Here is a 24615-nt window from a genome sequence, read left to right as displayed (position 1 = left end):
ATGAAACCGAAGATACAGGGCAAAATAGCAGTCATCTTGTGGTTAGCTTTAAATGTGCTGGTATTAAATTTTTACGGTGTAGCCGGCAGTGATATTTTAAAATTTGCTGTGGCGGTTTTTCTGGCTGCCTTTATACCCGGCTTGCTTCTGGTAAATGTCATAGCTCATGATCACTATAGAGGCTGGTATAAACTGGCCTTAGCTCTGGTAGTGGGCATAGCTCTGGACATATTTTGCTATATAGCTTTTGCGGCTCTCCAGATTAAGCCTTTTTTGTATTTCTTTTTTGCTCTGCTCGTTTTAAGGTATATTAGCAGTTCCTGGTTGAGAAAAGATGTTGCTTTATGCACCCGGCTTTTGTCTAAACCTTTAGATAAGTATGAGGCAGGCTGGCTCCTGCTTTTAATGGGGCTTTTAGTTTTAACCGCCAAAATATATTTTAGCCCTAATCTTTTACCTGGACAGGGTGATATTATTTACAGTGTAGACTATCCCTGGCATATAGGAAATATAGCCGAAATTTTAAACCACTGGCCTCCCCAGGATCCCAGGCTGGCTGGTTTTCCTTTTCACTATCATATATTTTTCTATGTTTTAACCGCTTTTTTTTCTTATCTTACCGGTATTTCCATACCAGTTCTGTTTTTCCGGCTGGTGGTTCCTTTTTTACTGTACTTATGTATGCTCGGAGCCTACTTTGCAGGCAGCAGGTGGTATGGCCGAAAAGAGATAGGTCTTATAAGTGCAGCTGTTTTTCTAACAGCCGGTACCGCTTTACTTTCCCACCCTTATAATATCTTTTTGAAAAACCTCTTTTTTAGCCCTACTTTTTTGCTAGCTTCCCTTGTGTGTCTTTTCTTTCTCATCGAGCTGAAAGCCTATTTAAAAGATGAAGGCAGCCTTTTTTTACTTCTGATCCTCACCGGGGTTTTAAGTGGAGCTAAAGGCAGCTTTTTTCCGGTAATATTTGCTGGATTAGCTTTAACCTGTGCTTATTATATGCTGGGGAAGGATAAGTCTGGTCTTAAGAAGACTGTTATCTTATGCTCAGGCAGCCTGGTTATTTTTTTCGCTGTTTATTTTTACATATATGGCCTAACTCCAGGGGGGGAAGGGATAAAGCTGTTTCCCCTGGAGATAGTTTACAATACTCATATTTATAAAGTATATGAGCAAATTTTTAAGCTAGATACTGTATGGATGGTGATCTTTTTTATACCGGTATATCTGTTGCTGTTCTTCAGTTTCCGACTCCTGGCTTATGTTGATGGGATAAAGGAGCTTATAAAAAATAAAAGCCTATCTCCTGACCGCTTCTTCCTGGCAGCTACGATCCTGGTAAGCTTTATACCTGCTTATTTGTTGAGCTATCGCGGAACCTCCCAGTATTATTTTTTATTTGTAGGCTATATATGCCTTAATCTTATGGCATCAGCCTATATTTATAAAACCGTAAAAGGGGAAAAAGGCAGGACGCTCAGGTTTATAGTCATGATTTTACTATTTATATCTTTTGCGGACACCATAGGTATGGTTAATGACACTGCCAGAATAAATGGTAAGCTGGCAGCTTTAAGCAGTAAGCCTTTGACGGAAGGGCTTTATGAAGGCCTGGTTTTTTTGCGGGACCATACGGAAAAAGATGCGGTTATAGCTGCCCGCCGTGCCTTTTTGCTGACTCCGGATAATGCAAGGTTTTTTTATTATTCTGCCTTTAGCGAGAGGCGCATCCTGGTGGAAGGATGGCAGTATATGTCCCTTGAGCGGCAAAAAGAAGCGGAAAAGAGGTATGCAGATATGACCTTGCTGTACTTCACCCGTGATGAGAAAACTGCTGCCCGCATCATACACAAGTATGATGTGGATTATCTTATAGTTGATAAAAAAGCGAGACAGAGATTAAGGTTTAAGGGGGAAGGTTTGTTAGTTAAGTGTTTTGAAAACAGCGAAGTAGTTATATTTAAGGTCATAAAATGATAATTTGCCTTTAGGCTTTGGGGAAACCAGACTGGGTAAAAGCAGTCTGTTTTTTTTTTTGCCTGCTTAAAAATGATGCCGGGTATATTACATGGAATAATTTGCGCCTTTCTCCAATATTTATTTAGAGCAGAGGTGGTGAAAGAGATGAGAGAAGAAAAAGATGCCCGGATAATTAAACGCGAAATATTGCCCTATCTTGCTCCTGGTATAGCAAAGCTCCTCTGGGGTAAGGATGATAAGTTTTTTGCCGGTCTGGAGGAGATAAGACTGAGAATAAAAAGCCCGCTTATTTTAAAGATAGGGGACAGAGATTACACGATAAACCGCAGGGGGGAAATAACGACTCGCCTGGATGATGCTTATGTGGTGGAGGGAGAAGATATATATCGCAGTATTGCTTCTATAAGTGATAATTCCCTCTATGCTTTTGAGGAAGATATAAAAAAGGGGTTTATAACTATTCCCGGCGGTCATAGAGTAGGACTGGCCGGACAGGTAGTTTACAAAGGAAATAATATATGTATACTCAAAAATTTTTCCAGTATTTGTTTTCGGGTGGCCCGGGAGATTAAAGGATGTGCGAAAGGGCTTCTTCCTTATCTTATAGACAAGAACGGCCAGATAGTAAACACCTTGCTTATTTCTCCTCCGCGCTGTGGAAAAACTACTATTTTAAGGGATTTAGCCCGTATGATAGCCGACGGTATCCATATCCCTTTTCCCCATAATGTAGTCATAATTGATGAAAGATCGGAAATAGCAGGATGTTATCAAGGGGTTCCCCAGTTAGAAGTGGGAGTAAGGACTGATGTATTGGATGCCTGCCCCAAAGCTTTGGGGATGATGATGGCTATACGCTCTCTATCCCCGGAAGTAATAGTTACTGATGAAATAGGAAGGGAAGAAGATATAGCCTCTATATATGAATGTATTAATGCCGGGGTAGCAGTTATTGCTACTGTTCATGCCCGTAATATTGAGGAACTGGAAAGAAGAGTTTTATTTAAAGAGCTTTTAAAGTCGAAAAGCTTTGGCCGGGGAGTAGTGCTTTCCAGACGCCAGGGACCTGGTACGGTAGAAGCAGTTTACAGGTGGGATGACTGATGGGGTGGCTGAAAGCAGCGGGCATAGTATTAGTTATAGCCGGCTCAGGTTTATGGGGGTTAATGGGGGCCAGAAGGCTGGCGCAAAGAGTTGAAGAGCTTAAAAATTTGCGCCTGGCTTTAAATTTCCTGGAAAAAGAGATTACCTACATGCATACCCCTTTAAGCTCAGCTTTTAAGAAAACAGCTTATTTTTGTGCACCTCCTTTATCCTGTTTTTTTCTTGCCTGCAGCGAAAGGCTGGATAAAAAAGCAGGGGTGACGGCTGCCGAAGCCTGGATGACTGGGCTTAAAGAACTCCAGAAGATATCGAGCCTGAAGCCTGAGGATATAGAACTTTTAAAAACGGTAGCTATGCAAATAGGCATGTCTGATACTTATGAACAGCACAAATTTTTAGCCCTGCTGCAGGAAGAGCTGAAAATAATAGAACAGAAAGCGCGGGAAGAAGCACAAACCGGGGGGAAGTTATGGTCATATGGAGGTTTTATTTTGGGAGCTTTGCTGGTTTTGCTTTTTATATAAACCGATAGAATAAGGAGGTTTTATATGAATATTGAGATTATTTTTCGCATTGCGGGTATCGGTATTTTAATATCCGTACTTTCGATAGTTCTAAAACAGGCCAAAAAAGAAGAACAGGCTGAGATGCTGACTTTAGCCGGAGTAGTGGTGGTACTTATAATAGTAGTTCAGCTGATGAACCAGCTCTTTACCGTGGTACGTTCTGTTTTTAATCTTTAGAGCAGTTCCCTGCTCTAACTTCTATTAAAAAGGAAAAGGAGCGATACGATTGGAAATTGCCCGGATTGTTGGACTGGCCCTTATAACTACCCTCTTTCTCCTTATCCTGCGCCAGGAAAAACCAGTTATGGCTGTAGTTTTAAGCATAGTTTTCAGTGTAGTTATATTTACGCTTATGATGGAAAAAATGTCCGCTATTATCGATGTGATGCAGGAGATAAGCCGCAAGGCGGAAATCAATAATTTTTTTCTCGGCACTATTTTAAAAATTCTCGGTGTTGCTTATCTGGGTGAATTTGCGGCTGCCATATGTCAGGATGCCGGGGAACAGGCTGTTGCCAAAAAGGTAGAGTTTGCTTCCAAGATTATCATAGCCGTTTTAGCTCTTCCTATTATGATTGCCATCCTGGAATCTCTCATGGAGCTTATACCTAAATAAAAGTTTTATGATGACACCTTTATATAAAAGCTTTAATTGAGGAGGATATTTGTTTGCTGGGTGAGTATGCGGGGTTACTTAAAAAAGCGGTTTTTATCTGGATATTATTATGTATTATCTTTTTAAGCCCGGATAGAAATGCCTGTGCTTCTGAAGCTGATATCGAGGTTTTTTCTGTCAGCCAGGCGGTAGAAAGTTTAGATTTTACTGTGCTGGAGGAATACAAAAAGAAGATTGATGGGGAAATAAACTCTTATCTGGAAAACAAAACGGTTAAAGACTGGGTAATAGCCTTTATTAAAGGGGAATGGAAGTTTGATTACAAGGAATTGATAAACAGCATAACCGGGTATTTGTTTAAGGAAATAAAAGCTAATACAGGACTTTTGGGCAAACTTTTGCTTTTGGCGGTTTTATCAGCTTTGCTTATAAACCTGCAGACCTCTTTTGCTTCCGGTATAGGACAGATAGCTTATATGGCTTGTTTTCTGGCTCTTTGCGCCATAGCTCTGGGGTCTTTTAAGCTGGTTTTAGATATAGGATTAACAACGGTGAATAATATGGTGTCTTTCATGGTGGGCCTGCTCCCCCAGATGGCTGTTCTGGTAGCTGGACTGGGGAATATAAATACTTCGGTCATGATATTCCCCCTGGTTATGGGAGCAACCAGTTTTTTTGCCAATGCTATAAAAAACATAGTTTTTCCCTTAATTATTATGTCTGCTCTTTTGCACCTGATTAACAATATGACGGATAGCCTTAAGGTAGCCCGCATGGCCAAGTTTTTTACCCAGGTGGCCCAGCTGGCTCTGGGTTTGTTTTTAACCGTTTTTGTCGGCATATTTACCTTAAAGGCACTTTATGCTTCGGTTTTAGATAAGGTTACTTTGCGCACCACCAAGTTTATAACTGATAATGCGATTCCCGTGGTAGGAAAAATGTTTTCCGATACCCTGGAAGTAGCAGCCGGCTATATAGTGCTTTTAAAACAGGCGGTAACTGTTTATGGAGTGCTTATTATACTAGGTATCGTTTTATTTCCGGTTCTAAAAATAGCTGTTATAGCTCTTATATATAAAATTGCTTCTGCTTTAGCCGAGCCTTTAGGAGATGGACGTACAGCTACCATTCTGGAGATTATGAGTGCCCACCTGTTTTTGATGATGTCTGCGGTAGCTGCTGTTTCTTTGATGTTTTTAATCATGATAGTTATCGTGGCTTCATTATCCAATTATGCTATGGTAAGATAAGATTTTTGCTTTATGGACTAATAAAGAACGAGGGGCAGGGGGATATGTCGGTACTGGCAGGTATAGTAAAAAATATTCTGGTGATTATAATTCTTACTAGTTTTTTGGAGATTTTACTTCCCGAAGGCAGGCTTAAGCCTTTTGTACGTTTTACCGTAGGGCTCTTTATTCTCATATCGGTATTAAATCCTGCTCTGACTTTTATTTTTAAAAATCAGGAGGTGAAGGTGAGCATGTGGGATTATACTGAAAAATATATAGATAACCGGGAAATACTTGCTAAAGGGAACAATTTAAATGAAGAGATCAGAAAACAAAGCAGTACAGTGGTAGGAGAAAAGATTCAGGGACAGATAAGCGCGGTTGCCTTAATGCTTCCCGAAGTAGAAGATGTAACCACCAGGGCTTATATAAGTGATGAAGGAAGATTAGAAAAGGTGCATATAATAGTGAGGTCTAGAAAAGGGGAAGCGGAGGAAAAAGCAAGAGCTGGGGTTTTTGCTGGCCAGCATAATGGCCGTAAGGATAAAGCTGATGAGGAAGTAGTAAAAAAGAAGATAACCAGCATTATCCAAAATCTGTATGGCCTAGCAGAAGATTACATACAAATTGAATTTGAGGGGGGTTCATAATGCTTAGTGAATGGGTACGAAGTGTTCAGACCAGGGAAACAAATATAAAGGAAGAATGGATGCGAAAAGGCAGGTATCTGCTGGTCATTTTAGTATGTATAGGGATTCTCGCTCTTATATGGCCGGTTACTGATATAGGGCAGCATGATGCGGTATCCCCTCCGGAACCTGTTTACCAGCAAGAAGATGTAAAAGGAGTAAAAGCTCAGATGGAAGAAGAATTAGCTTCTATACTTTCCCAGATTGAAGGAGCAGGAAAGGTGGATGTAAGTTTAACTTTGAGCTCAGATGGGGTTAAAACTTATGCGGCCAATGTAAGGGAAGAGAAGAAAGATTATGAAGAGAATAGTGGAGGAGGCAAAAAAGTTACCAGTGAAACCAATATTGCTCAGGACATAGCTGTTAATGCCGGCAGTGCTCTGCTTATAGAACATAAAAATCCGGAAGTCGTCGGGGTTTTAGTAGTAGCCGAAGGAGCAGGTGATGCCAGAGTTAGGGAGGATCTTAGCTGGGCGGCTGCTACTTTACTTGATGTTCCTATTCATAAGGTAAAAGTAATGCCCATGCAGGAGGGGAGAAAATGATTAAGGTGATAGATATTAAGAAATTAATCTGGGGTTTTCTGGTCATAATAATTTTAATTTCCGGTACAGGCAAACTGTATGCCTGGCATCAGGATAAACTGGATAATAAGGTGGAAGTAGTTGAGAAAAATATCGAGGTAGCGGGGCAGACTTTAGTTTCTGATGCAGCAAGGGCATCTAAGAAAGCAAAGAAGGAAGATTTTTTTGCTGCGTACAGGCTTATGCGGGAAAATATGCGCAGCCGGGAGATAGAAATGCTGGAGAAGATAATAAATAGTGAAAAAACCGAGAAAAAAGCAAAGGATGCCGCTTCTCTGCGTATAGTCCAGATAACGAGAGAAATGGAGCAAGAGCTTAAAATAGAAAATCTGATAAGGTCTAAAGGTTTTGCTGATTGCGTAGTTTTCTTGCAGCCAGAAGGAGTTAGCATAGTAATAAAGGGGGATGGCCTTAGCGAAGGAGAGGAAAGTGAAATAAGGAAGCTGGTAAAGGGCATACTAGGAGAAAATAATAAAATATCCATAATATTAAAGGCCGGGGAAGAAAATTAATGTATACATAAATCCCCATGATTGCAAAAACCACCTATTATTTTTATAATATATCAAGATAAATTAGTGTCTCAGGCAGTAGCCTGAGTCTATTTGTATATGCAGGAAATGTGCAAGTATAATTTTAGTTTATATATTATTTTTATTTTTTTTTACCTTCAGGGGGTGCGATATGAGCAGGATTAAGATAACTGACACTACTCTGCGTGATGGGCATCAAAGCCTGTGGGCTACCCGTATGACTACGGATGATATGCTGCCGGTTCTGGAATACCTGGATGAGATAGGCTATCATTCGCTGGAAGTATGGGGTGGGGCTACTTTTGATGTATGTATTCGCTATTTAAATGAAGATCCCTGGGAAAGACTGCGTATAATCCGTAAAAAAGTAAAAAAGACTAAACTGCAGATGCTTTTAAGAGGGCAATCTTTGGTAGGATATACCCATTATCCTGATGATATAGTTTATAAATTTGTGGAGAAAGCAGCAGAAAATGGTATAGATATTTTCCGGGTATTTGATGCCTTGAATGATGTGCGCAATCTGGAAACAGCGATGAAAGCTGTCAAGAAGACAGGAAAACATGCGCAGGCCTGTGTTGTATATACTATAAGTCCGGTGCATACCATGGAACATTTTGTAGAAACTGCTTTAGCCCTTAAGCAGATGGGAGCTGATTCTATCTGTATAAAAGATATGGCAGGCCTTTTAGCTCCTTATGCGGCTTATGAGCTGGTAAAAGAATTGAAAGCAAAGGTAGGGCTCCCTGTGCAGCTGCATACGCATTATATAGGAGGTCTGGCGGTGGCTGCCATCCTTAAAGCCGTAGAGGCAGGAGTAGATATTGTTGATACCGCCAGTGTTCCCCTGGCTTTCGGTTCCTCCCAGCCACCGGTAGAAACTATTGTGCGGGCACTGCAGGATACGGAATGGGATACGGGGCTTGACCTGCATCAGCTTTTTGAGGTAGCTACCCATTTTGAAAAGATCCGCAAACATAAAGGATTTGAACGCGGGGTAACCCGTATATCCGATATGAAGGTATTTGAACATCAGGTTCCGGGAGGTATGATTTCTAATCTTTATTCCCAGTTAGAAGAGCAGAGGGCAGCTGACAGGATTGACGAGGTTTTGGCGGAAATACCCAGGGTTAGAGAAGATATGGGTTATCCTCCCCTGGTTACTCCGACCAGCCAGATAATAGGCATACAGGCGGTTCTTAATGTTTTAACAGGTGAAAGGTATAAATTATGTCCGGGTGAAGTTAAGGATTATGTGCGTGGTTTCTATGGTAAGCCTCCGGTACCGGTAAAAGAAGAGGTAAGACGCAAGATAATAGGTGATGAACCGGTAATAAGCGTAAGGCCGGCTGATCTCTTAGATCCGGGCTGGGAAAAAGCCAAACAGGAAGTGGCTCATCTGGCGGAAAGCGAAGAAGATATACTTACTTATGCCTTGTTCCCGCAGGTAGCTTTAAAATTTTTCGCATATCGCCAAAACAGGACGGCAGAAGATGTTCCCCAGATAAGGTCACAGGATGAAGTAGGTGAGGAAATAAAAGCGGAAAGAAAAGAAACCAGGCCGGCAGTTAAAAGGCCGAAAAAGGCAACAGTTAACAGGGGTGATGATGAGATGAGTATTGATGAAATAAGGGAAATAATGCTTCTTTTAGATCAAACGGGCATTGCGGAACTGGAATTGCAGAAGGATGATTATCGTTTAACTCTGCGCAAGTTTGTACAGGGTGCCAAAGAAGCTTTGCCTGCGGAACCGTTAAAACCGGCTTTAAAAGAGCCTGAAGTTAAGGAGACCCAGGAAAAAGGGAAAGAAGAAAATGTGGTAGAAGTTGTTTCACCTATGGTGGGAACTTTCTATGCTGCTCCCTCGCCTGATTCTCCTCCTTATGTGCAAATAGGAGATCGGGTCGAAGTAGGCCAGACCTTGTGTATTGTGGAAGCTATGAAGCTTATGAATGAGATAAAAGCAGAAGTGGCCGGGGTTATAGTTGATATACTGGTGAATAATGCAGAACCGGTAGAATATGGACAGCCACTGTTCCTGATTAAACAGGATTAAGGGGTGTTAGGCGTTGTTTTCCAAGGTTTTAGTAGCTAATCGTGGTGAAATTGCCCTGCGGGTTATAAGAGCCTGCAAAGAACTGGGGATAAAAACGGTAGCTGTATATTCAACTGCGGACCGGGAAAGCCTCCATGTTAAGCTGGCTGATGAAGCAGTATGCATAGGTCCGCCCCCTGCCAAGCAGAGCTATCTTAATATACCTAATATAATCGCCGCCGCTCAGACTACCGGAGCAGAGGCGATTCACCCTGGATATGGGTTTCTGGCGGAAAATGCATATTTTGCTGAACTTTGCGCCAGCAATGATATAAAATTTATCGGGCCTAAAGCAGAAGCTATTGAGATTATGGGTGATAAGATTAGAGCTAAAGAAATAGTAAAAAAAGCTGGTGTTCCTCTGGTTCCCGGCAGTGATGGAGCCGTAAAAAATTATGAAGAAGCAGTTAGGATAGCTGATAAGATAGGTTATCCGGTGATGATTAAGGCTTCAGCCGGAGGAGGAGGAAGAGGGATGCGGCTTGCCCATTCTCCGGAGGATTTGCGGGAAGCTTTGCAGACAGCCAGGATGGAAGCGGGAGCTGCTTTTGGCAATGATGAAGTGTATATAGAAAAATATATTGAAGAGCCCAGACATATAGAAATTCAGATTCTGGGAGATGAACATGGCCATATAATACATCTGGGAGAAAGAGACTGTTCTCTGCAGAGGCGGAATCAAAAGCTTTTGGAAGAGGCTCCTTCGGTTTTTGTTGATGAAGAGTTGCGGTATAAGATGGGAATGACAGCCGTTAAAGCGGCGCGCGAAGTAGGTTACTTCAGTGCAGGTACGATAGAATTTTTAGTAGATAAACACAAGAATTTTTACTTTATTGAAATGAATACCCGTATCCAGGTAGAACATCCGGTTACCGAGATGGTTACGGGAATAGACCTGGTCAAGGAACAGATAAAGATTGCAGCTGGAGAAGCTTTAACTTACCGGCAGGAGGATATAAAAATAAACGGCTGGGCTATCGAGTGCCGCATCAATGCTGAAGATCCTGCTAATGATTTTTGTCCTTCTCCGGGTGCGGTTAGCAGATATATTGTTCCGGGAGGCATAGGGGTAAGGGTAGATTCGTCAGTATATCCGGGATATGTTATTCCCCCTTATTACGATTCCATGGTAGCCAAACTTATTGTGTGGGGCAAAGACCGAATGGAGGCAATTGCGCGCATGAAGAGAGCTTTGCAGGAATTTACGGTTGAAGGAGTAAAGACTACTATACCTTTCCATCTCAAGGTTCTGGATAATGCTTTCTATCGGCGGGGAGAAGTTTATACTAATTTTATCCAAAGGCGTATGCAGGAAAAATAACCGAAATAACTGTTTGCAACTAAAAGGAAAACTTTGCTATAATACACCATATAGGACATTGGGAGGTGGAAAGGCGTGGAAAACCAGAAACCGGAAATCGCCAATGAATTGGGAGTAATACGCATAGCAGATGAAGTTGTTTCTACTATTGCTGGTTTGGCAGCCTCAGAAGTAGAAGGGGTAGCTGCCATGAGCGGCACCTGGGGAACAGAACTGGTAGAGAAGCTAGGAAGAAAGAACTATGGCAAAGGTATAAAAGTGGAAGTTAGCGGGGAAGAAACCAAAATCGATATTTTTGTCGTAGTAGAGTTTGGTTATCCTATTCCGCAGGTAGCAGGCAATGTGCAAAAAGAAGTAAAGATGGCGGTAGAAACTATGACCGGGTTAACTGTAACCCAGGTAAATGTTTATGTAGCAGGAGTTTCGATGAAAAAGTCAGCTAACCCAGATAATAACAGTGAACTGGCTGCTGATGTGGAAAAATAATCGGAAAGGGAACTTTTATAACCCCCTGTGTGGCCAGGGGGTTATTTGTTATTATTATGCTTAGAAAGAGGGGGAAAAAATGTCCTTAGGGTGGCGTTTTTTACTGTTTTTATATAACCTGATATTTTTAGGTTTGGCCGGTGCTGTTCTGGCCGGTGCTGCTGGCAGACCGGAGCCGATGCATTATGCAAATCTTCTTTTTTCTACCCCGGAAAATAGGATTCTGTCTGGCGTTTGTGCTTTAGTCTTAATAGTTGTTTTTGTTTATATTATGTTAAGAGCCCTAATTCCGGAAAAGAAGCCTAAAACGGTGGTTATAGACCAGAGCCTTAACGGGCAAGTTCTCATAACTATAGAAGCGGTAAAGGTTATAATCATGAAAGCGGTAAGACAGGTAGAAGGGGTAAAAGAGATAAAGCCAGCAGTGCGGAACAGTAATAAAGGATTGCTTGTCTATTTGCATATGATGATAAATCCGGAATGCAGTGTCCCAGAGATAACGGAAAAAGTCAAAGATACAGTAAAGAGATATTTGGAGGAATTAGGCGGGTTGAAGGTGGCTGAAGTCAGGATTCTGGTTGATGATTTGGGAACTGCCGGCAATAAACAGCTTAATGCCTGAGAAGGGCATGACTTAGCATGTTGAGGGGGCATAGCTTATGTGGGAAAAATTTTTACTTTTAATACTGCAGGAACACCGGGGAAAGGTATTAGGGATTTTAATAGGACTTGTAGCCGCTATCCTGATAGTAAGTTACGGATTATTGAAGGCGCTTTTTATCATGATTTGCATAGGTTTAGGGTATTTTATTGGTAAAAAGATAGATGAAAAACAGGATTGGGATGAATGGCTGAAAGAAGTTTTTCGCCAACGAGAATAGATAGGGAATATAAGAGAAAGGGAGAGAGTTTTGAGCAGACGCAGAGCAAGGGAGACCGCTTTTAAAGTAGTTTTTCAGGTGGAACAGTCGGGAATAGATCCCGGAGAGGCTTTTGCCTATTTGCTTGAGGAAAAGGATTTGCCGGAAAAGGACCGGGACTTTGCCTGGCGGCTGGTGCAGTCATGCCTTGAGCATAGGGAAAAGATCGACCAGAAAATAGCTCAATACTCCAGGGCCTGGGATATAAGCCGCATGTCGAGTGTGGACCGCAATATAATGCGCATAGCAGCAGCGGAAATGCTTTATTTAAAAGAGGATTTGCCGGTTATCGCTATCGATGAGGCAATTGAGCTGGCTAAAGTATATGGTGATGAGAAGTCTTCTGCTTTTGTCAATGCTATACTGGATAAGATTGCAGGGGAGATAAAATGAAGCTTTATTTAGGTATAGATACCAGTGCTTATACTACTTCTCTGGCCGTAGTAGATGAGGAAGGGAATATATTAAACGATGAGCGGATGCTGCTTAATGTACCCCAGGGAGGAAGGGGGCTCAGGCAGTCAGAAGCTGTTTTTCAGCATATAAAAAACCTGCCCCTTTTATTTGCCAGGATTAAAGGTATAAGTTCTCATCTGGAGGCCATAGCTGTAAGCGATAGGCCCCGGCCGGCAGAAGAAAGCTATATGCCGGTTTTTAAGGCGGGAGAAACCGGGGGGCGTATTTTAAGCCTGGCGGGTAATATTCCCCTTTACCCGGTAAGCCACCAGGAAGGGCATATCATGGCTGGTATCTGGAATAACCCTGTATTGCTGGAAAAAGAAGAGTTTCTGGCGGTTCATTTTTCCGGCGGGACTTCGGAGATCCTCTATGTAAAAAGGGGAAAGACATCTTTTTTTGCCATAGAAGAATGTTTAAAAGGTCTGGATATCCATGCCGGCCAGTTGATAGACCGGGTAGGGGTGGCTATGGGGCTTCCTTTTCCGGCTGGTAAGGAAATGGAAAAACTTTTGCTGGCCGCTGGCAAAAATGAAACCGCCTTGACTATACCTTCTTTTGTAAGCCGGCAGGGTTTTTCTTTTTCTGGAGCAGAGACGATGGCTTTAAAGCTTCTTAAAAAAGGATATTCCCGGGAAGATGTAGCTTTTGCCCTTTTGCGGGTTATTGCCAATACCCTGGAGAAAGCTTTATTGATGATTGGCGAGGAAAGAGGGGTAAAAGATGTGCTCCTGGTAGGAGGAGTGATGGCCAATATCTTTATAAAAGAGCGGCTCATAAAGAGGCTTATGCCTAAAGGGGTTGGATTTAAACTGTATTTTGCCTATCCCCATCTGAGCACTGATAATGCTGTAGGGGTGGCTTTGCTGGCAAGGGCCTGGCATAAAAAATAGGCTAGTTTATATACGGGGTGAAGGAGAATGGGAAAGGGAAATATTTTGTATGGCAGGATGGTAGGGGATAAAATTTTAGAAGAAGTGGCGAAGGGTGTACAGGAGATAAAAGAAAAATATGGCAAATCCCCTCTGCTTATGACTTTGGAGGTAGGAGACAATCCGGCTTCCAGGGTTTATCTTTCCTCGCAAAGAAAAACGGCAGAAGAAGTAGGGATAAATTATGAAACGATTCAACTTTCAGCTGCTACCAGCCAGGAAAGGCTTTTAAATATGATAAGAGATATAAATAAAGACCCTTATATAAATGGATTGATCCTGCACCTGCCCCTGCCCAAACACATAAATACCAAGATTGTCCAGTGGAGTATAGAGCAGAAGAAGGATGTAGAAGGGGTTACTCCTATGAATTTGGGCCAGCTTTTTTTAGGTATGCCAGGATTGATTCCCTGCACGGCCCAATCTATAGTAGCCTTGATAAAGTCTACCGGAGTAGATTTAAAGGGAAGAGAAGTTACCATTATAGGAAACAGCGATATAGTAGGCAAGCCGGTTGCTCTCCTGCTTATGCAGGAAGAAGCTACGGTTACGGTTTGTCAGCTGACTACTTATGAACGAGGCTTTTTAAAAGAGCATGTACAGAGGGCGGAGATATTGATAGTAGCTGCCGGACATCCCGGGCTGGTTAAAGGAGAATGGATTAAAGATGGAGCTATTGTTATAGATGCAGGTATAACCGCGGTTGAAGATAAGATTTTAGGAGATGTCCAGTTTGAGGAGGCAGTAAAAAAAGCGGATTATATAACCCCGGTGCCGGGAGGGGTAGGAATTTTAACCGTTGCCTATCTTATGAAAAATACTCTGGAAGCTTTAAAGTGGCAGCTGAGGGATAATGAAGAAGACTAAAGGGGAAAAGCAAGATGCCTGATTTTGTTACTGTAAGCCAGGTAAATGACTACATAGATGAGCTTATAAAAATAGACGGTGTTTTGTGCGATATCTGGGTGAAAGGAGAAATATCCGGCTGTAAGCTGCACCGGCCTTCCGGGCATATGTATTTTACCTTAAAGGATGAAAGAGGAATCTTAAACTGTGTTATGTTTAAAAGCCGCTGTAAGAGCCTTAATTTTTCTCCAGCTGATGGGCAGGAGGTTCTGGCACGGGGAAGTGTAGCTGTATTTGCTCCTCAGGGCAAATATCAGCTTTATGTGGAAGAAATGAAGCTTTATGGTTTAGGGGAGCTTTTTCGCTATTTAAGCGAATTGAGGGACAAACTGGAAAAGAAGGGGTATTTTGCTCCGGAAAATAAAAAGCCTCTATCCCGTTTTGCCCAAAGGATAGGTATAGTTACTTCCCAGGATGGTGCAGCCCTTCGCGATATGTGGCGTATTTTAAAAAGCCTGCATCCTGGAGTAGAGGTGGTGCTGGTACACAGTGCGGTACAGGGAGCGGAGGCTCCTTATGAACTGGCAGCAGGGATAAGAAGGCTTAATGAATATGGAGAGGTTGATGTCATAATTATCGGAAGGGGTGGGGGATCAGTGGAAGATTTAATGGCTTTCAATACCGAAGAGGTAGTGAAAGCTATATATGAATCGAAAATCCCTGTTATTTCTGCGGTGGGACACGAAGTAGATTTTTGTCTGGCTGATCTGGCTGCTGATGTGCGGGCAGCTACTCCTACCCAGGCAGCGCAGATAGCCGTACCGGATTTGAGCCGTTTAAGTGAAGAAATGATTAATTATCGCCAGCGTCTGGTCAATCTGCTGGCAAAAAAGATTTCCTATTACAGTGAAGTTTTGGATAAAATTATGATGAGAAAGATCTGGCAGGAACCGGAGTATATACTGCAGAAGAAAGGAGAATATTTAGACAGGCTTAGTAAAGATTTAATCCGCAGCATGATGGATATACGAAAAAGAAAGTCTTACCAGCTGGCTTTAGCTGTATCTGCTCTGGAAAATCTGAGCCCCCTTAAGGTTTTACAGCGGGGTTATGCGGTTATTCTCAAAGATGGACAGGTGGTAAATAGTGTGGCAAAGGTAGAAGAGGGGGAAAGAGTTATGGCTAAATTGCGGGATGGAAACATCATCCTGGAGGTAAAAGGCAGGGAGAGAGAAGAATTATGGAAAATATAAGTTTTGAAGAAGCCTTACAACGCCTGGAAGAAATAGTAAGGAAATTGGAAAATGGCGATTTGAGCCTGCAGGAATCGCTTATGGTTTTTGAAGAAGGCATTAAGCTATCTTTTTATTGTCAGCAGGAACTGGAAAAAGCAGAAGCCCGCATAAAGAAACTGCTGAACCGGGAAGATGGGGGATGGGAGCTGGTCCCATTTGATATAGGGGAAGGTGGCGCATGAAAAGGATAGCTTTTAATGAAAACTTATTCCAGCAGATGTTTAAGGAAAAACAAAGTTATGTAGAGCGATGTTTACATGATTCTTTTGCCAGGATAAAAGGCTATCCTCCTATTATACATGAAGCCATGCATTATGCCCTTTTTAACGGGGGAAAAAGGATAAGGCCTATTTTAGTTTTGGAAGGGGCCAGGCTGGCAGGGGGGAAGCCGGAAGATGTAGTTCTGACTGCCTGTGCGGTGGAGATGATTCACTGTTATTCCCTGGTACATGATGACCTTCCGGCTATGGACAATGATGATTTTCGGAGAGGAAAGCCTACCTGCCATAAGGTATATGGTGATGCGGTAGCTATTTTAACCGGAGATGCTCTTCTTACAGCTGCTTTTGAACTTATGGCCTGTAATGCTGAAGTGCCGGGAATTATGCCGCAAAACGTGGCCCGAGCCATAGCAGAGGTAGCGGAAGCCGCAGGCAGCAGGGGTATGATTGGAGGACAGGTTATAGACCTGGGAACCGAAGGGAAAAAAATAGACTATGCTACCTTAAAGACGATGCACAGGCTTAAAACAGGAGAGCTTTTTAAGGCTTCTTTGAAAGCAGGAGCTATATTACAGGGGATGCCCGAGGATAAGCTCCAGTGCCTGGAAGATTATGCTTATAATTTTGGTCTGGCATTTCAGATAACAGATGATATCCTGGATGTAAAAGGAGACCAGAATATTACAGGCAAGCCGATAGGCAGTGATGAGAAAAACAGGCGCACTACTTATGTAAGCCTTTTTGGTATAGAAAAGGCATGGGATATGGCCGAAGAAAGAATAGAGGAATGTATTGACAGTTTGCGTGATTTTGGGGAGGAAGCTGAGTTTCTGCGGCAGCTTGCCTGTTTTGTACTGTATCGCAATTATTAGTTTGCTTTTATTTGCGCAATATGTTAAAATACATCTCTCAACAATTATTTATAAATTATGGTATAATATTAATCGAACCGTAGCTGGCAAAAGGTTGCAGTATTCTAGTCAACCCTTTTGGTGTCGAAGACGGGCCTAAAAATCCGTTAAGGGCACATCGATGAAGCTTCTGGTACTGGCTTTTGACGCCCAGTCAGGGGTCAGTGCTGGGAGTTAAGAATATAGGGGCAATCCGCAATGGCATGCGGACATGACCCCTATGTTCGCGGAGGCTCATCACCGCAAGGTGGTGAGAAAACCTGCATTCGGTTAAAGCTGGGTGCAGTGTAGCCTGCCTTGAGTGGTGGCGGCGGATAAACCTGGTAGGTGGCAGTATCTTGGCCAGGATACTGCTGCCTGTTTTGAAACCGTCTGCTGCAAAAGAGGCTAGACACCAAGTAGGGTTGTTGAGGAAAACTCCTAGACTGTGCGCATTTTTGCGCGGTTTATCGAGGATTAAAGTGCGTACTTAGTGGTAATCCAGTCTCACTTGCGGTGACGCGGTGAAGCGGGCATAAAGGGAAACCGCCCATTTGGCAACAAATGGGAGACCCGCTGGGAAAACCTACTGGACCTATGTCGCAGCGTTTACTCGATAAACAACCTTTTGCCAGAACCGTTTTTTTTTATCTGGAGGAAGCGAAAAATTGCGAAGATACATACAAAGGGAAAATCTGCTTTCCGGTTTAATAGTAGCCTTTTTTACCTTTTTTATTGCCCTTGTCATTAGCCTGGGTTCGGAAGCTCTGGTAAGGGCAGTAAATAGTGTAATACTGGCTATTATTTTATTATTTTTAGTTATTTTTACCGGTATATGTTTTGATATAGTAGGAACAGCGGCTACCGCTGCTGATCTGCCTCCTTTTAATGCTAAAGCGGCTAAAAAAGTGCCTGGGGCCAAACAGGCGGTGAAGCTCATACGCAATGCCGATATAGTAGCTAATTTTTGTAATGATGTGGTAGGAGATGTAGCCGGTACTTTAAGTGGAGCCATAGGGGCAGGAATAGTTATAAGCCTGGTGGATGTATTAGATTTAACTAATACTGTCTTGCTGGGGGCTTTGATGACCAGTTTCATTGCTGCTTTGACCGTAGGAGGAAAAGCGGTGGGAAAAAGTATAGCCTTAAGCCATGCGGATAATATTATTTTCAGGGTGGCTCTTATTATAAACTGGTGGGAAAGAATTACTGGATTAGAATTATTTTCTAATAGAAGGTGATAGCGCTAATGCCCAGAATAATAGACGGGATAAATTCACCTGGAGACTTAAAAAAACTCAATATTCCTATGATGAACAAGCTGGCAGAAGAAATAAGGGAACTTTTGGTCCACACGGTTTCCCAGTGTGGAGGACATCTGGCTGCCAATCTGGGGGTAGTTGAGCTTACTTTAGCCCTGCATTATGTTTTTAATTCGCCGGTGGACAAAATTATTTGGGATGTAGGCCATCAGAGCTATGTGCATAAAATATTGACCGGACGTAAAGACAAAATGCCTACTTTAAGGCAGTATGGGGGGCTAAGCGGTTTCCCCAAATATGAAGAATCCGCGCATGATGTTTTTAATACCGGACACAGCAGCACCTCGATTTCCGCTGCTTTAGGATTAGCTTTGGCCCGGGATCTTAAAGGGGAAAAGTATTCGGTAGTTGCGGTTATAGGTGATGGGGCTCTTACTGGAGGCATGGCCTTTGAAGCTTTGAACCATGCCGGACATGCGGGAACTGATATTCTGGTAGTTCTCAATGATAATGAAATGTCTATTTCTAAAAATGTAGGTGCTTTATCAAGCTACTTAAACCGCCTTCGTACCCAGCCTTCGTATTTTCGTACCAAGGAAGAGATTGAAACCGTATTACACAAGATTCCGGGTATAGGGCCTAATATTGCCCGGGCTGCTGGCAGAGTCAAAGATATGGTAAAATATATAATGGTGCCCGGGGTTTTTTTTGAAGAACTTGGCTTTACTTATATAGGGCCGGTTAACGGCCATGACCTGCATGAACTTACCCTGGTACTGGCCAATGCTAAGAAGATGAAAGGGCCGGTGCTCATCCATGCTATAACCGAAAAAGGCCGCGGATATGAACCTGCCCGCCGTAATCCTGATATTTTCCACGGTATTGGCCCTTTTGATGTGGATACAGGAAGTCCCATAAAGAAAACGGTAAAGACTTATACGGAAATATTCAGCGAATTTATCGTAACCAAGGCTGAGCAGGATAGAAATATCGTAGCTATAACTGCAGCTATGGCGGGAGGAACAGGTCTTGAATCTTTTGCCAAAAAGTTTCCGGATCGCTTTTTTGATGTAGGCATTTGTGAACAGCATGCGGTGACTCTGGCTGCCGGGATGGCCAGAGGGGGCTTGCGCCCGGTAGTTGCTATTTATTCTACTTTTCTGCAGCGGGCATATGACCAGATTATACACGATGTAGCCCTGCAAAGGCTTCCGGTGGTATTTGCCATTGACCGGGCCGGGCTGGTAGGGGAGGATGGTCCTACCCATCACGGGGTTTTTGACATTTCGTATCTGCGCAGTATTCCTAACCTGGTTATAATGGCTCCTGCGGATGAAAATGAATTTTTAGATATGCTGGAAACGGCTTTTACCCTTGATATGCCGGTAGCAGTAAGGTATCCGCGCGGGGTAGGAGAAGGGGTAAGGATTGAGGAAAATAGAAATATAATCGCGCCAGGAAAAAGCAGGCTACTGCAGGAAGGGAAGGATTTAGGAATAATTGCAGTAGGGCGGGGAATGAGCATTGCCCGGGATGTAGTAAAACTCCTGCAGGAAAAAGGGGTTGAAGTTTATCTGGTGGATGCCCGCTTTATAAAGCCGCTGGATGAGGAACAGTTTATAAAAATGGCTAAGAAAGTGAAAAGATTAGTTACTATTGAAGAGGGCTGCCTGGCGGGAGGATTTGGCAGCAGCGTTCTGGAAATACTGGCTGATAATGGAATAGAAGCTGATGTTATGCGTATAGGAGTTCCGGACGAATTTATCGACCACGGAAAAGTGGAGGTATTGTGGGAATATATAGGTATGAACCCGGTTTCCGTAGCGGAAAGTATAGCAAGCCGCTGGCCGGACTTGCTTGATTATAAAAAATGGGAGTTGTTCCGGTTTGGCCAAAGTTAGATTAGATGTGCTTATGGTAGAAAAAGGAATGGTAACGAGCCGGGAAAAAGCCAGGGCTTTAATTTTAGCAGGAGAAGTGCTGGTAAATGGCGTAAGAATAGATAAACCAGGTACTCTGGTAGAAGAAGATGGTCAAATTCTTTTACAGAGAAAGGGACCTGTCTATGTAAGCCGGGGAGGCTTAAAGCTGGAAAAGGCGATAAAGGTATTCGGCATTGATTTTAAAGACAAGGTAGTCCTGGATGTAGGTGCTTCTACCGGCGGTTATACAGATTGTGCCTTACAGCATGGAGCCCGCAAGGTATATGCTGTGGATGTAGGCTATGGCCAGCTGGACTGGTCTTTACGCAATGATCCCCGGGTTATAAATATGGAAAAGACTAATGTGCGATATCTTACCCTGGATGATCTGGGGGAGCTGGTGGATATTGTAACGATTGATGTTTCTTTTATATCTACCCTCCTGGTTTTTCCGGTGGTGAAAAATTTAATCCAGCCTGAAGGATTGATAGTATCACTCATCAAACCTCAGTTTGAAGCGGGGAGAGAAAAGGTAGGCAAAAAAGGGGTTGTAAGGGATCCTCGGGTACATGAAGAAGTTTTGTACCGGTGTATTAAAGGGGCTTTAGATGAAGGTTTAAACTGTACAGGGATAACTTATTCTCCCATCACTGGTCCCCAGGGGAATATCGAATATTTTATAAAACTGAGCCGGAAAGAAGCTGTTCTACCGGACATGGCAAAAGAGATAAAATCAGTGGTGGCCGCAGCGCACAGCGAGCTGGGAGGGCATTAAGGTGAAAATTCTTTTGGTTAATAACCGTTTTAAAGAAAATACCGAAATTATGGCCCAGGAGGTAGCTAAAAAACTTTTAAGCCAAGGGTGCCGGGTGGAAGTAGATAATGGCGAAGCCTTGCCTCAACTTGAAGATGTGGATATCATAATGGTTTTGGGGGGAGATGGCACCATTTTAAGGGCTGCCAGACAGTATGCAAGGTTTAAGGTGCCGCTTTTAGGGGTAAATATGGGGACAGTTGGCTTTTTAAGCCATATTAAAGTTGAGGAAATAGAAACCTGTTTAGAAAAGTTTGTCCGCGGGGATTATACAGTTGATGAGCGGATGATGCTAAAAGCGCTGGTATATAGAGATGGTACTTTGTATAAAGAACTTGGGGCCTTAAATGAGGTGGTAGTGCGCACCAAAGTACCAAGACTCCTGTCGCTTCCCCTGTACATAGAAAGAGAAAAAATCGCCGATTATAAGGGAGATGGGGTTATAATAGCTACCCCTACCGGCACGACAGCTTATTCCCTTTCCGCAGGAGGGCCGGTTTTGGAACCGGAAATGGAAGCTCTGGTCATAACTCCTGTTTCTTCTTATGTTTTGGCACGCCGTCCTCTGGTAGTAAGAGGAGATCGGGTTTTGGCTTTAAAAAATACCGGAAATGGAGAAGAAATATTGTGTGCTGACGGGCAGATCAATGTGGATCTTTTGCCCGGGGATGAGATTATTGTCCAAAAGGCAGATTATAAGCTGAGGCTTTTAAATATAAAAAAACCTTCTTTTTTTCACCATTTTGATGAGCGGTTAGGGAGGGTGTAAAAGGAAAGATTTATGTTTAAGATGCCACTTAAAAGCGCAGTTAACATTTCCCATCTGGTAGTGAGCGGGGTGGTAAAGGAAGGAGATACCGTAATTGATGCCACCTGTGGGCGCGGCCATGATACGCTTTTTTTGGCCCGGCTGGTAGGAGAAAAAGGAAAAGTCCTGGCTTTTGATATTCAGGAAGAGGCTATAGAGTCAACTTATGCTTTATTAAAATCCCATCAGATGGAAAAAAGGGTTATACTTATAAAAGAAGACCATGCCCGGATGAAGGATCATGTGCAGGAAGAGGTAAAAGCCTGCATGTTTAACCTAGGTTATCTCCCAGGAGGAGATCATGCCGTAAAAACGGAAGGAGAAAAGAGTTTAAGGGCAGTAAAGGCTGCTCTTGACCTTCTAAGCCCGGGAGGGGTAATAACCGTGGTAGGTTATCCAGGACATGAGGGAGGAGAAGAAGAGGTTTTTCTTATCCGGGATTATCTTATTTCTCTTCCCCAGCAAAGGTTTGAAGTCTGGGAAACGAGGTTTATAAATCAGGTTAATAAACCTCCCTGTATAATGGTGATACAAAAGTTATAGGTGGTGGTATCTGTTAATATGAAAGCCCGCAGGCATTTTGCCATAATAGATATAATATCCAACCAGCGTATAACTACCCAGGAAGAGCTTTGTGAAGCCCTGAGGAAAAACGGCTTTGATGTTACCCAGGCTACGGTTTCCCGGGATATAAAAGAGTTGCAGCTGGTTAAAATTCCTGATAAGGAAGGTTACCGCTATGCGCTGCCTGCTCCTGCGCCCCTTATTGCTTCTCAGGAAAGGATGAAAAGGGCTTTTGCTGATGCGGTGGTGAACATCGATTATAGTGGCAATATAGTAGTTGTCAAAACCCTTCCCGGAGCTGCACAGTCGATTGCTTCTATCATCGATAATTATGATAATCCGCGTATTTTAGGTACCGTAGGCGGAGATGATACGGTTTTTGTAGTGGTAAAACCGGAGAAGGCAGCAGAAGAAATCGCCGCGGAATTCAGAAGTTTTATCATGCCGGTTTAGAAATGGAATCCGGGAATATGGGGAGAGGTGGAAGGGGATTTTTATGCTGCAGGAAATATATATAAACAATTTTATTCTTATCGATGAATTACGTCTGGAATTTGATAAAGGACTTAATGTATTAACCGGGGAGACCGGAGCCGGTAAATCGATTATTATTGATGCCCTGGGACTGATTATGGGGGAGAGGGTAAGAAACGATCTCTTAAAGGACGACAGCCGCAAAGCGGTGGTAGAAGCTGTTTTCAGTCTGGAAAGTGAAGAACTTAAAGCTATGCTTAAAGAAAATGGATTTATGGAAGAGGAAGATGAAAGCCTTATCATAACCCGGGAAATGTATCCCCAGGGGCGGAGCGTAGCCCGCATAAATGGACATACGGTTAATATAACTTTTTTGCGCAAAATTGCTCCCTGGCTGGTAGATATGCATCTGCAGCATGACCATTTAACTATGCTGCGTCCGGAGAAGTATTTAACCTATATCGACAGCTTTGTTCCTGAGGCTAAAGATTTGCGAGCCAGAATAAAAGAGGTTTATAAAGAATATCGACGCCAGATAAAAGAACTGGAAGAGATAAAACAGGAAGAAAAGGATAGGGCTCAGAAGCTTGATTTTCTGGCTTTTCAGATAAATGAGATAAAAAAGGCCGATTTAAAACCGGGAGAGGAAGAAGAATTAAACGAACTGGCAGAGAAAATGCGCAATGCGCATATGCTGGCCAGAGCTGCTGATCAGGTTTTAAAACTGGTTTACAGTGATGAAAACAGTTCCAGTGCTTATGATAATATAGCTTCTGCTGTTGCTATTCTGCAGGGAAGCAAAAAAGACGCTTTTCTGGAAGGTTTATGCCGCCGCCTGGAAGATGTGTATTACAGCCTGCAGGAAATAGCCGAAGAACTTTCCCGCTACCGGGATAGTTTAGATTTTGAACCTGGCCTTGTAGATGAGGTAGAAGCCAGACTGTATGAGATAGGCAAACTTAAAAAGAAATATGGAGGAAGTGTGGCTGAGATCCTTGCTTTTTTGGACAGGGCAGAAAAGGAATGGGAAAGATTAAGCCGGGCAGAAGAAAGGCAGGAAGACCTGCTTCAGAGTATAGCCCTGGTGGAAAAAGAGTATCTTGCTCTGGCTGACGAACTTACCAGAATAAGGCAAAAAGGAGCGCAGCTTTTGGAAGAGAAAGTTAATAAAGAATTAAAAGAGCTTAATATGCCTTACATAAAATTTGCGGTAGTTCTGGAAAAAGGAGAAGAATTTTCCGCTGATGGCCTGGATAAAGCTGAATTCATGTTTTCGCCCAATCCGGGTGAAGAAATGAAACCCTTGTCCCGGATTGCGTCGGGAGGAGAAATATCTCGCTTTATACTGGCTTTAAAGAAAGCTCTGGCTGAGGCTTATGAAGTTCCCACCCTTATATTTGATGAGATCGATGTAGGGGTAGGAGGGACTGCTCTTACAGCTATGGCTAAAAAGCTAGCTGAGCTTTCCCGCAGCCATCAGGTTATCCTGGTTACCCATTCGCCCCAGATTGCTAGCTATGCCCACAAGCATTATCTAATCGAAAAAGAAGTGCAAAACGGGCAAACCTTTACCCGGGTTAAAAAACTTGATTATGCCGGCAGGATCAAAGAGCTGGCCAGGATGCTGGGAGGAGAAAACTATTCGGAGATTACTTTAAAACATGCCGGAGAAATGCTGGACCGGGCTATACTGGAAGCCTGAGGGATTCCCCTCAGGCTTCAGATTGTAGACAAAACCGCTTTTAGAGGTGCTAATCTAAAAGCGGTTTTCTTTTTTACATGCGAGATAATATGTAAAATATACCAAAAGCCAAAATTTGAAAATAAAAAAACACCATATACTGGTGTTGCCGGAGGGAGTTCTTTCTGTTTTCTTTTCCAGGTGGCTAACTTCTTTAAATTCATGCAGGCAAACAGAAGCGTGAGGTAATCTCCTACTTTCCTCAAGCCTCTTAAAGTTGCATCTATAAATACTGCATCTGCCTGTACAAATCCACATTCTACT

27 protein-coding genes and 1 pseudogene are annotated in these 24615 nt (G+C 42.9%); 27 read left to right on the top strand and 1 reads right to left on the bottom strand.

The features are described 5' to 3' along the window. The 27 genes from BUB92_RS03420 (at window position 1) to recN (ending at window position 24312) form a co-directional block, all read left to right on the top strand. Window positions 1–1977, top strand: coding sequence for a hypothetical protein (locus BUB92_RS03420; protein ID WP_073090020.1), 1977 nt, complete (start codon window positions 1–3; stop codon window positions 1975–1977). 147 nt (window positions 1978–2124) lie between these two features. Continuing rightward, window positions 2125–3084: a stage III sporulation protein AA gene (gene spoIIIAA, locus BUB92_RS03415; protein ID WP_073090017.1), complete on the top strand. Its 960-nt coding sequence runs from the start codon at window positions 2125–2127 to the stop codon at window positions 3082–3084. Further along, on the top strand, window positions 3084–3608 hold the full coding sequence (locus BUB92_RS03410; protein WP_073090014.1) for a hypothetical protein: 525 nt from the start codon (window positions 3084–3086) through the stop codon (window positions 3606–3608). The genes spoIIIAA and BUB92_RS03410 overlap by 1 nt, the downstream gene beginning before the upstream one ends. Before the next feature lie 24 nt (window positions 3609–3632). Beyond that, window positions 3633–3827: a stage III sporulation protein AC gene (spoIIIAC, locus tag BUB92_RS03405; protein ID WP_073090011.1), complete on the top strand. Its 195-nt coding sequence runs from the start codon at window positions 3633–3635 to the stop codon at window positions 3825–3827. A 49-nt stretch (window positions 3828–3876) separates the two neighbouring features. Next, window positions 3877–4266 carry a stage III sporulation protein AD gene (gene spoIIIAD / locus BUB92_RS03400; protein WP_073090008.1) on the top strand — a complete coding sequence of 130 codons (390 nt, stop codon included), beginning with the start codon at window positions 3877–3879 and terminating at the stop codon, window positions 4264–4266. A 53-nt stretch (window positions 4267–4319) separates the two neighbouring features. Beyond that, window positions 4320–5516, top strand: a complete 1197-nt coding sequence (spoIIIAE, locus tag BUB92_RS03395; RefSeq protein ID WP_073090006.1) for a stage III sporulation protein AE — start codon at window positions 4320–4322, stop codon at window positions 5514–5516. A gap of 44 nt (window positions 5517–5560) precedes the next feature. Next, window positions 5561–6148 (top strand): stage III sporulation protein AF, encoded by a 588-nt coding sequence (locus BUB92_RS03390; protein ID WP_073090003.1) that lies wholly within the window; start codon window positions 5561–5563, stop codon window positions 6146–6148. Then, on the top strand, window positions 6148–6732 hold the full coding sequence (locus tag BUB92_RS03385; protein ID WP_073090000.1) for a hypothetical protein: 585 nt from the start codon (window positions 6148–6150) through the stop codon (window positions 6730–6732). Before BUB92_RS03390 ends, BUB92_RS03385 begins: the two co-directional genes overlap by 1 nt. Then, window positions 6729–7283, top strand: a complete 555-nt coding sequence (locus tag BUB92_RS03380) for a SpoIIIAH-like family protein (protein WP_073089995.1) — start codon at window positions 6729–6731, stop codon at window positions 7281–7283. The genes BUB92_RS03385 and BUB92_RS03380 overlap by 4 nt, the downstream gene beginning before the upstream one ends. Before the next feature lie 172 nt (window positions 7284–7455). Further along, a complete protein-coding gene (locus BUB92_RS03375; protein WP_073089992.1) occupies window positions 7456–9360 on the top strand; it encodes an oxaloacetate decarboxylase subunit alpha in 1905 nt (634 codons plus the stop codon). A 13-nt stretch (window positions 9361–9373) separates the two neighbouring features. Continuing rightward, the gene (gene accC, locus BUB92_RS03370) at window positions 9374–10720 is read left to right on the top strand and encodes an acetyl-CoA carboxylase biotin carboxylase subunit (protein WP_073089989.1); all 1347 of its coding nucleotides are present in this window, start codon (window positions 9374–9376) and stop codon (window positions 10718–10720) included. 75 nt (window positions 10721–10795) lie between these two features. Further along, a complete protein-coding gene (locus BUB92_RS03365; protein WP_073089986.1) occupies window positions 10796–11206 on the top strand; it encodes an Asp23/Gls24 family envelope stress response protein in 411 nt (136 codons plus the stop codon). 79 nt (window positions 11207–11285) lie between these two features. Further along, window positions 11286–11828, top strand: a complete 543-nt coding sequence (gene amaP / locus BUB92_RS03360; protein WP_073089983.1) for an alkaline shock response membrane anchor protein AmaP — start codon at window positions 11286–11288, stop codon at window positions 11826–11828. A gap of 37 nt (window positions 11829–11865) precedes the next feature. Further along, window positions 11866–12087: a DUF2273 domain-containing protein gene (locus BUB92_RS03355; protein WP_073089980.1), complete on the top strand. Its 222-nt coding sequence runs from the start codon at window positions 11866–11868 to the stop codon at window positions 12085–12087. A 30-nt stretch (window positions 12088–12117) separates the two neighbouring features. Beyond that, the gene (nusB, locus tag BUB92_RS03350) at window positions 12118–12519 is read left to right on the top strand and encodes a transcription antitermination factor NusB (protein ID WP_073089976.1); all 402 of its coding nucleotides are present in this window, start codon (window positions 12118–12120) and stop codon (window positions 12517–12519) included. Further along, window positions 12516–13475 (top strand): Kae1-like domain-containing protein, encoded by a 960-nt coding sequence (locus BUB92_RS03345; protein ID WP_073089973.1) that lies wholly within the window; start codon window positions 12516–12518, stop codon window positions 13473–13475. The genes nusB and BUB92_RS03345 overlap by 4 nt, the downstream gene beginning before the upstream one ends. A gap of 27 nt (window positions 13476–13502) precedes the next feature. Continuing rightward, window positions 13503–14381, top strand: a complete 879-nt coding sequence (locus BUB92_RS03340) for a bifunctional 5,10-methylenetetrahydrofolate dehydrogenase/5,10-methenyltetrahydrofolate cyclohydrolase (protein WP_073089970.1) — start codon at window positions 13503–13505, stop codon at window positions 14379–14381. 14 nt (window positions 14382–14395) lie between these two features. After that, window positions 14396–15613: an exodeoxyribonuclease VII large subunit gene (xseA, locus tag BUB92_RS03335; protein WP_073089967.1), complete on the top strand. Its 1218-nt coding sequence runs from the start codon at window positions 14396–14398 to the stop codon at window positions 15611–15613. Beyond that, complete coding sequence (locus tag BUB92_RS03330; RefSeq protein WP_073089964.1) at window positions 15601–15837, top strand: exodeoxyribonuclease VII small subunit; 237 nt, start codon at window positions 15601–15603, stop codon at window positions 15835–15837. The genes xseA and BUB92_RS03330 overlap by 13 nt, the downstream gene beginning before the upstream one ends. Continuing rightward, window positions 15834–16748: a polyprenyl synthetase family protein gene (locus BUB92_RS03325; protein ID WP_200774189.1), complete on the top strand. Its 915-nt coding sequence runs from the start codon at window positions 15834–15836 to the stop codon at window positions 16746–16748. Before BUB92_RS03330 ends, BUB92_RS03325 begins: the two co-directional genes overlap by 4 nt. Before the next feature lie 686 nt (window positions 16749–17434). Next, entirely contained in the window at window positions 17435–18007 is a 573-nt protein-coding gene (locus BUB92_RS03320; protein WP_073089961.1) for a CNNM domain-containing protein, read from the top strand. Between the two features lie 8 nt (window positions 18008–18015). Continuing rightward, a complete protein-coding gene (dxs, locus tag BUB92_RS03315; protein ID WP_073089958.1) occupies window positions 18016–19929 on the top strand; it encodes a 1-deoxy-D-xylulose-5-phosphate synthase in 1914 nt (637 codons plus the stop codon). After that, the gene (locus tag BUB92_RS03310) at window positions 19916–20725 is read left to right on the top strand and encodes a TlyA family RNA methyltransferase (RefSeq protein ID WP_073089955.1); all 810 of its coding nucleotides are present in this window, start codon (window positions 19916–19918) and stop codon (window positions 20723–20725) included. The genes dxs and BUB92_RS03310 overlap by 14 nt, the downstream gene beginning before the upstream one ends. 1 nt (window position 20726) lies before the next feature. Then, entirely contained in the window at window positions 20727–21533 is an 807-nt protein-coding gene (locus tag BUB92_RS03305) for an NAD(+)/NADH kinase (protein ID WP_084728306.1), read from the top strand. Window positions 21534–21545: 12 nt separating this feature from the next. Further along, window positions 21546–22115 (top strand): tRNA 5-(aminomethyl)-2-thiouridylate-methyltransferase MnmM, encoded by a 570-nt coding sequence (mnmM, locus tag BUB92_RS03300; RefSeq protein WP_084728305.1) that lies wholly within the window; start codon window positions 21546–21548, stop codon window positions 22113–22115. A gap of 18 nt (window positions 22116–22133) precedes the next feature. Beyond that, window positions 22134–22589: an arginine repressor gene (gene argR, locus BUB92_RS03295; protein ID WP_073089949.1), complete on the top strand. Its 456-nt coding sequence runs from the start codon at window positions 22134–22136 to the stop codon at window positions 22587–22589. 43 nt (window positions 22590–22632) lie between these two features. Further along, a complete protein-coding gene (gene recN / locus BUB92_RS03290; RefSeq protein ID WP_073089946.1) occupies window positions 22633–24312 on the top strand; it encodes a DNA repair protein RecN in 1680 nt (559 codons plus the stop codon). Window positions 24313–24329: 17 nt separating this feature from the next. Here recN and BUB92_RS03285 read toward each other — a convergent pair. Beyond that, window positions 24330–24615, bottom strand: a pseudogene (locus BUB92_RS03285) (hypothetical protein); the annotation flags it as partial.

The sequence above is a fragment of the Thermosyntropha lipolytica DSM 11003 genome, assembly GCF_900129805.1.
Taxonomy (GTDB): Bacteria; Bacillota; Syntrophomonadia; order Syntrophomonadales; family Syntrophomonadaceae; genus Thermosyntropha; species Thermosyntropha lipolytica.
The sequence above is the reverse complement of the archived record's forward strand: the minus strand, read 5'-3'. Positions and strand labels throughout refer to the sequence as shown.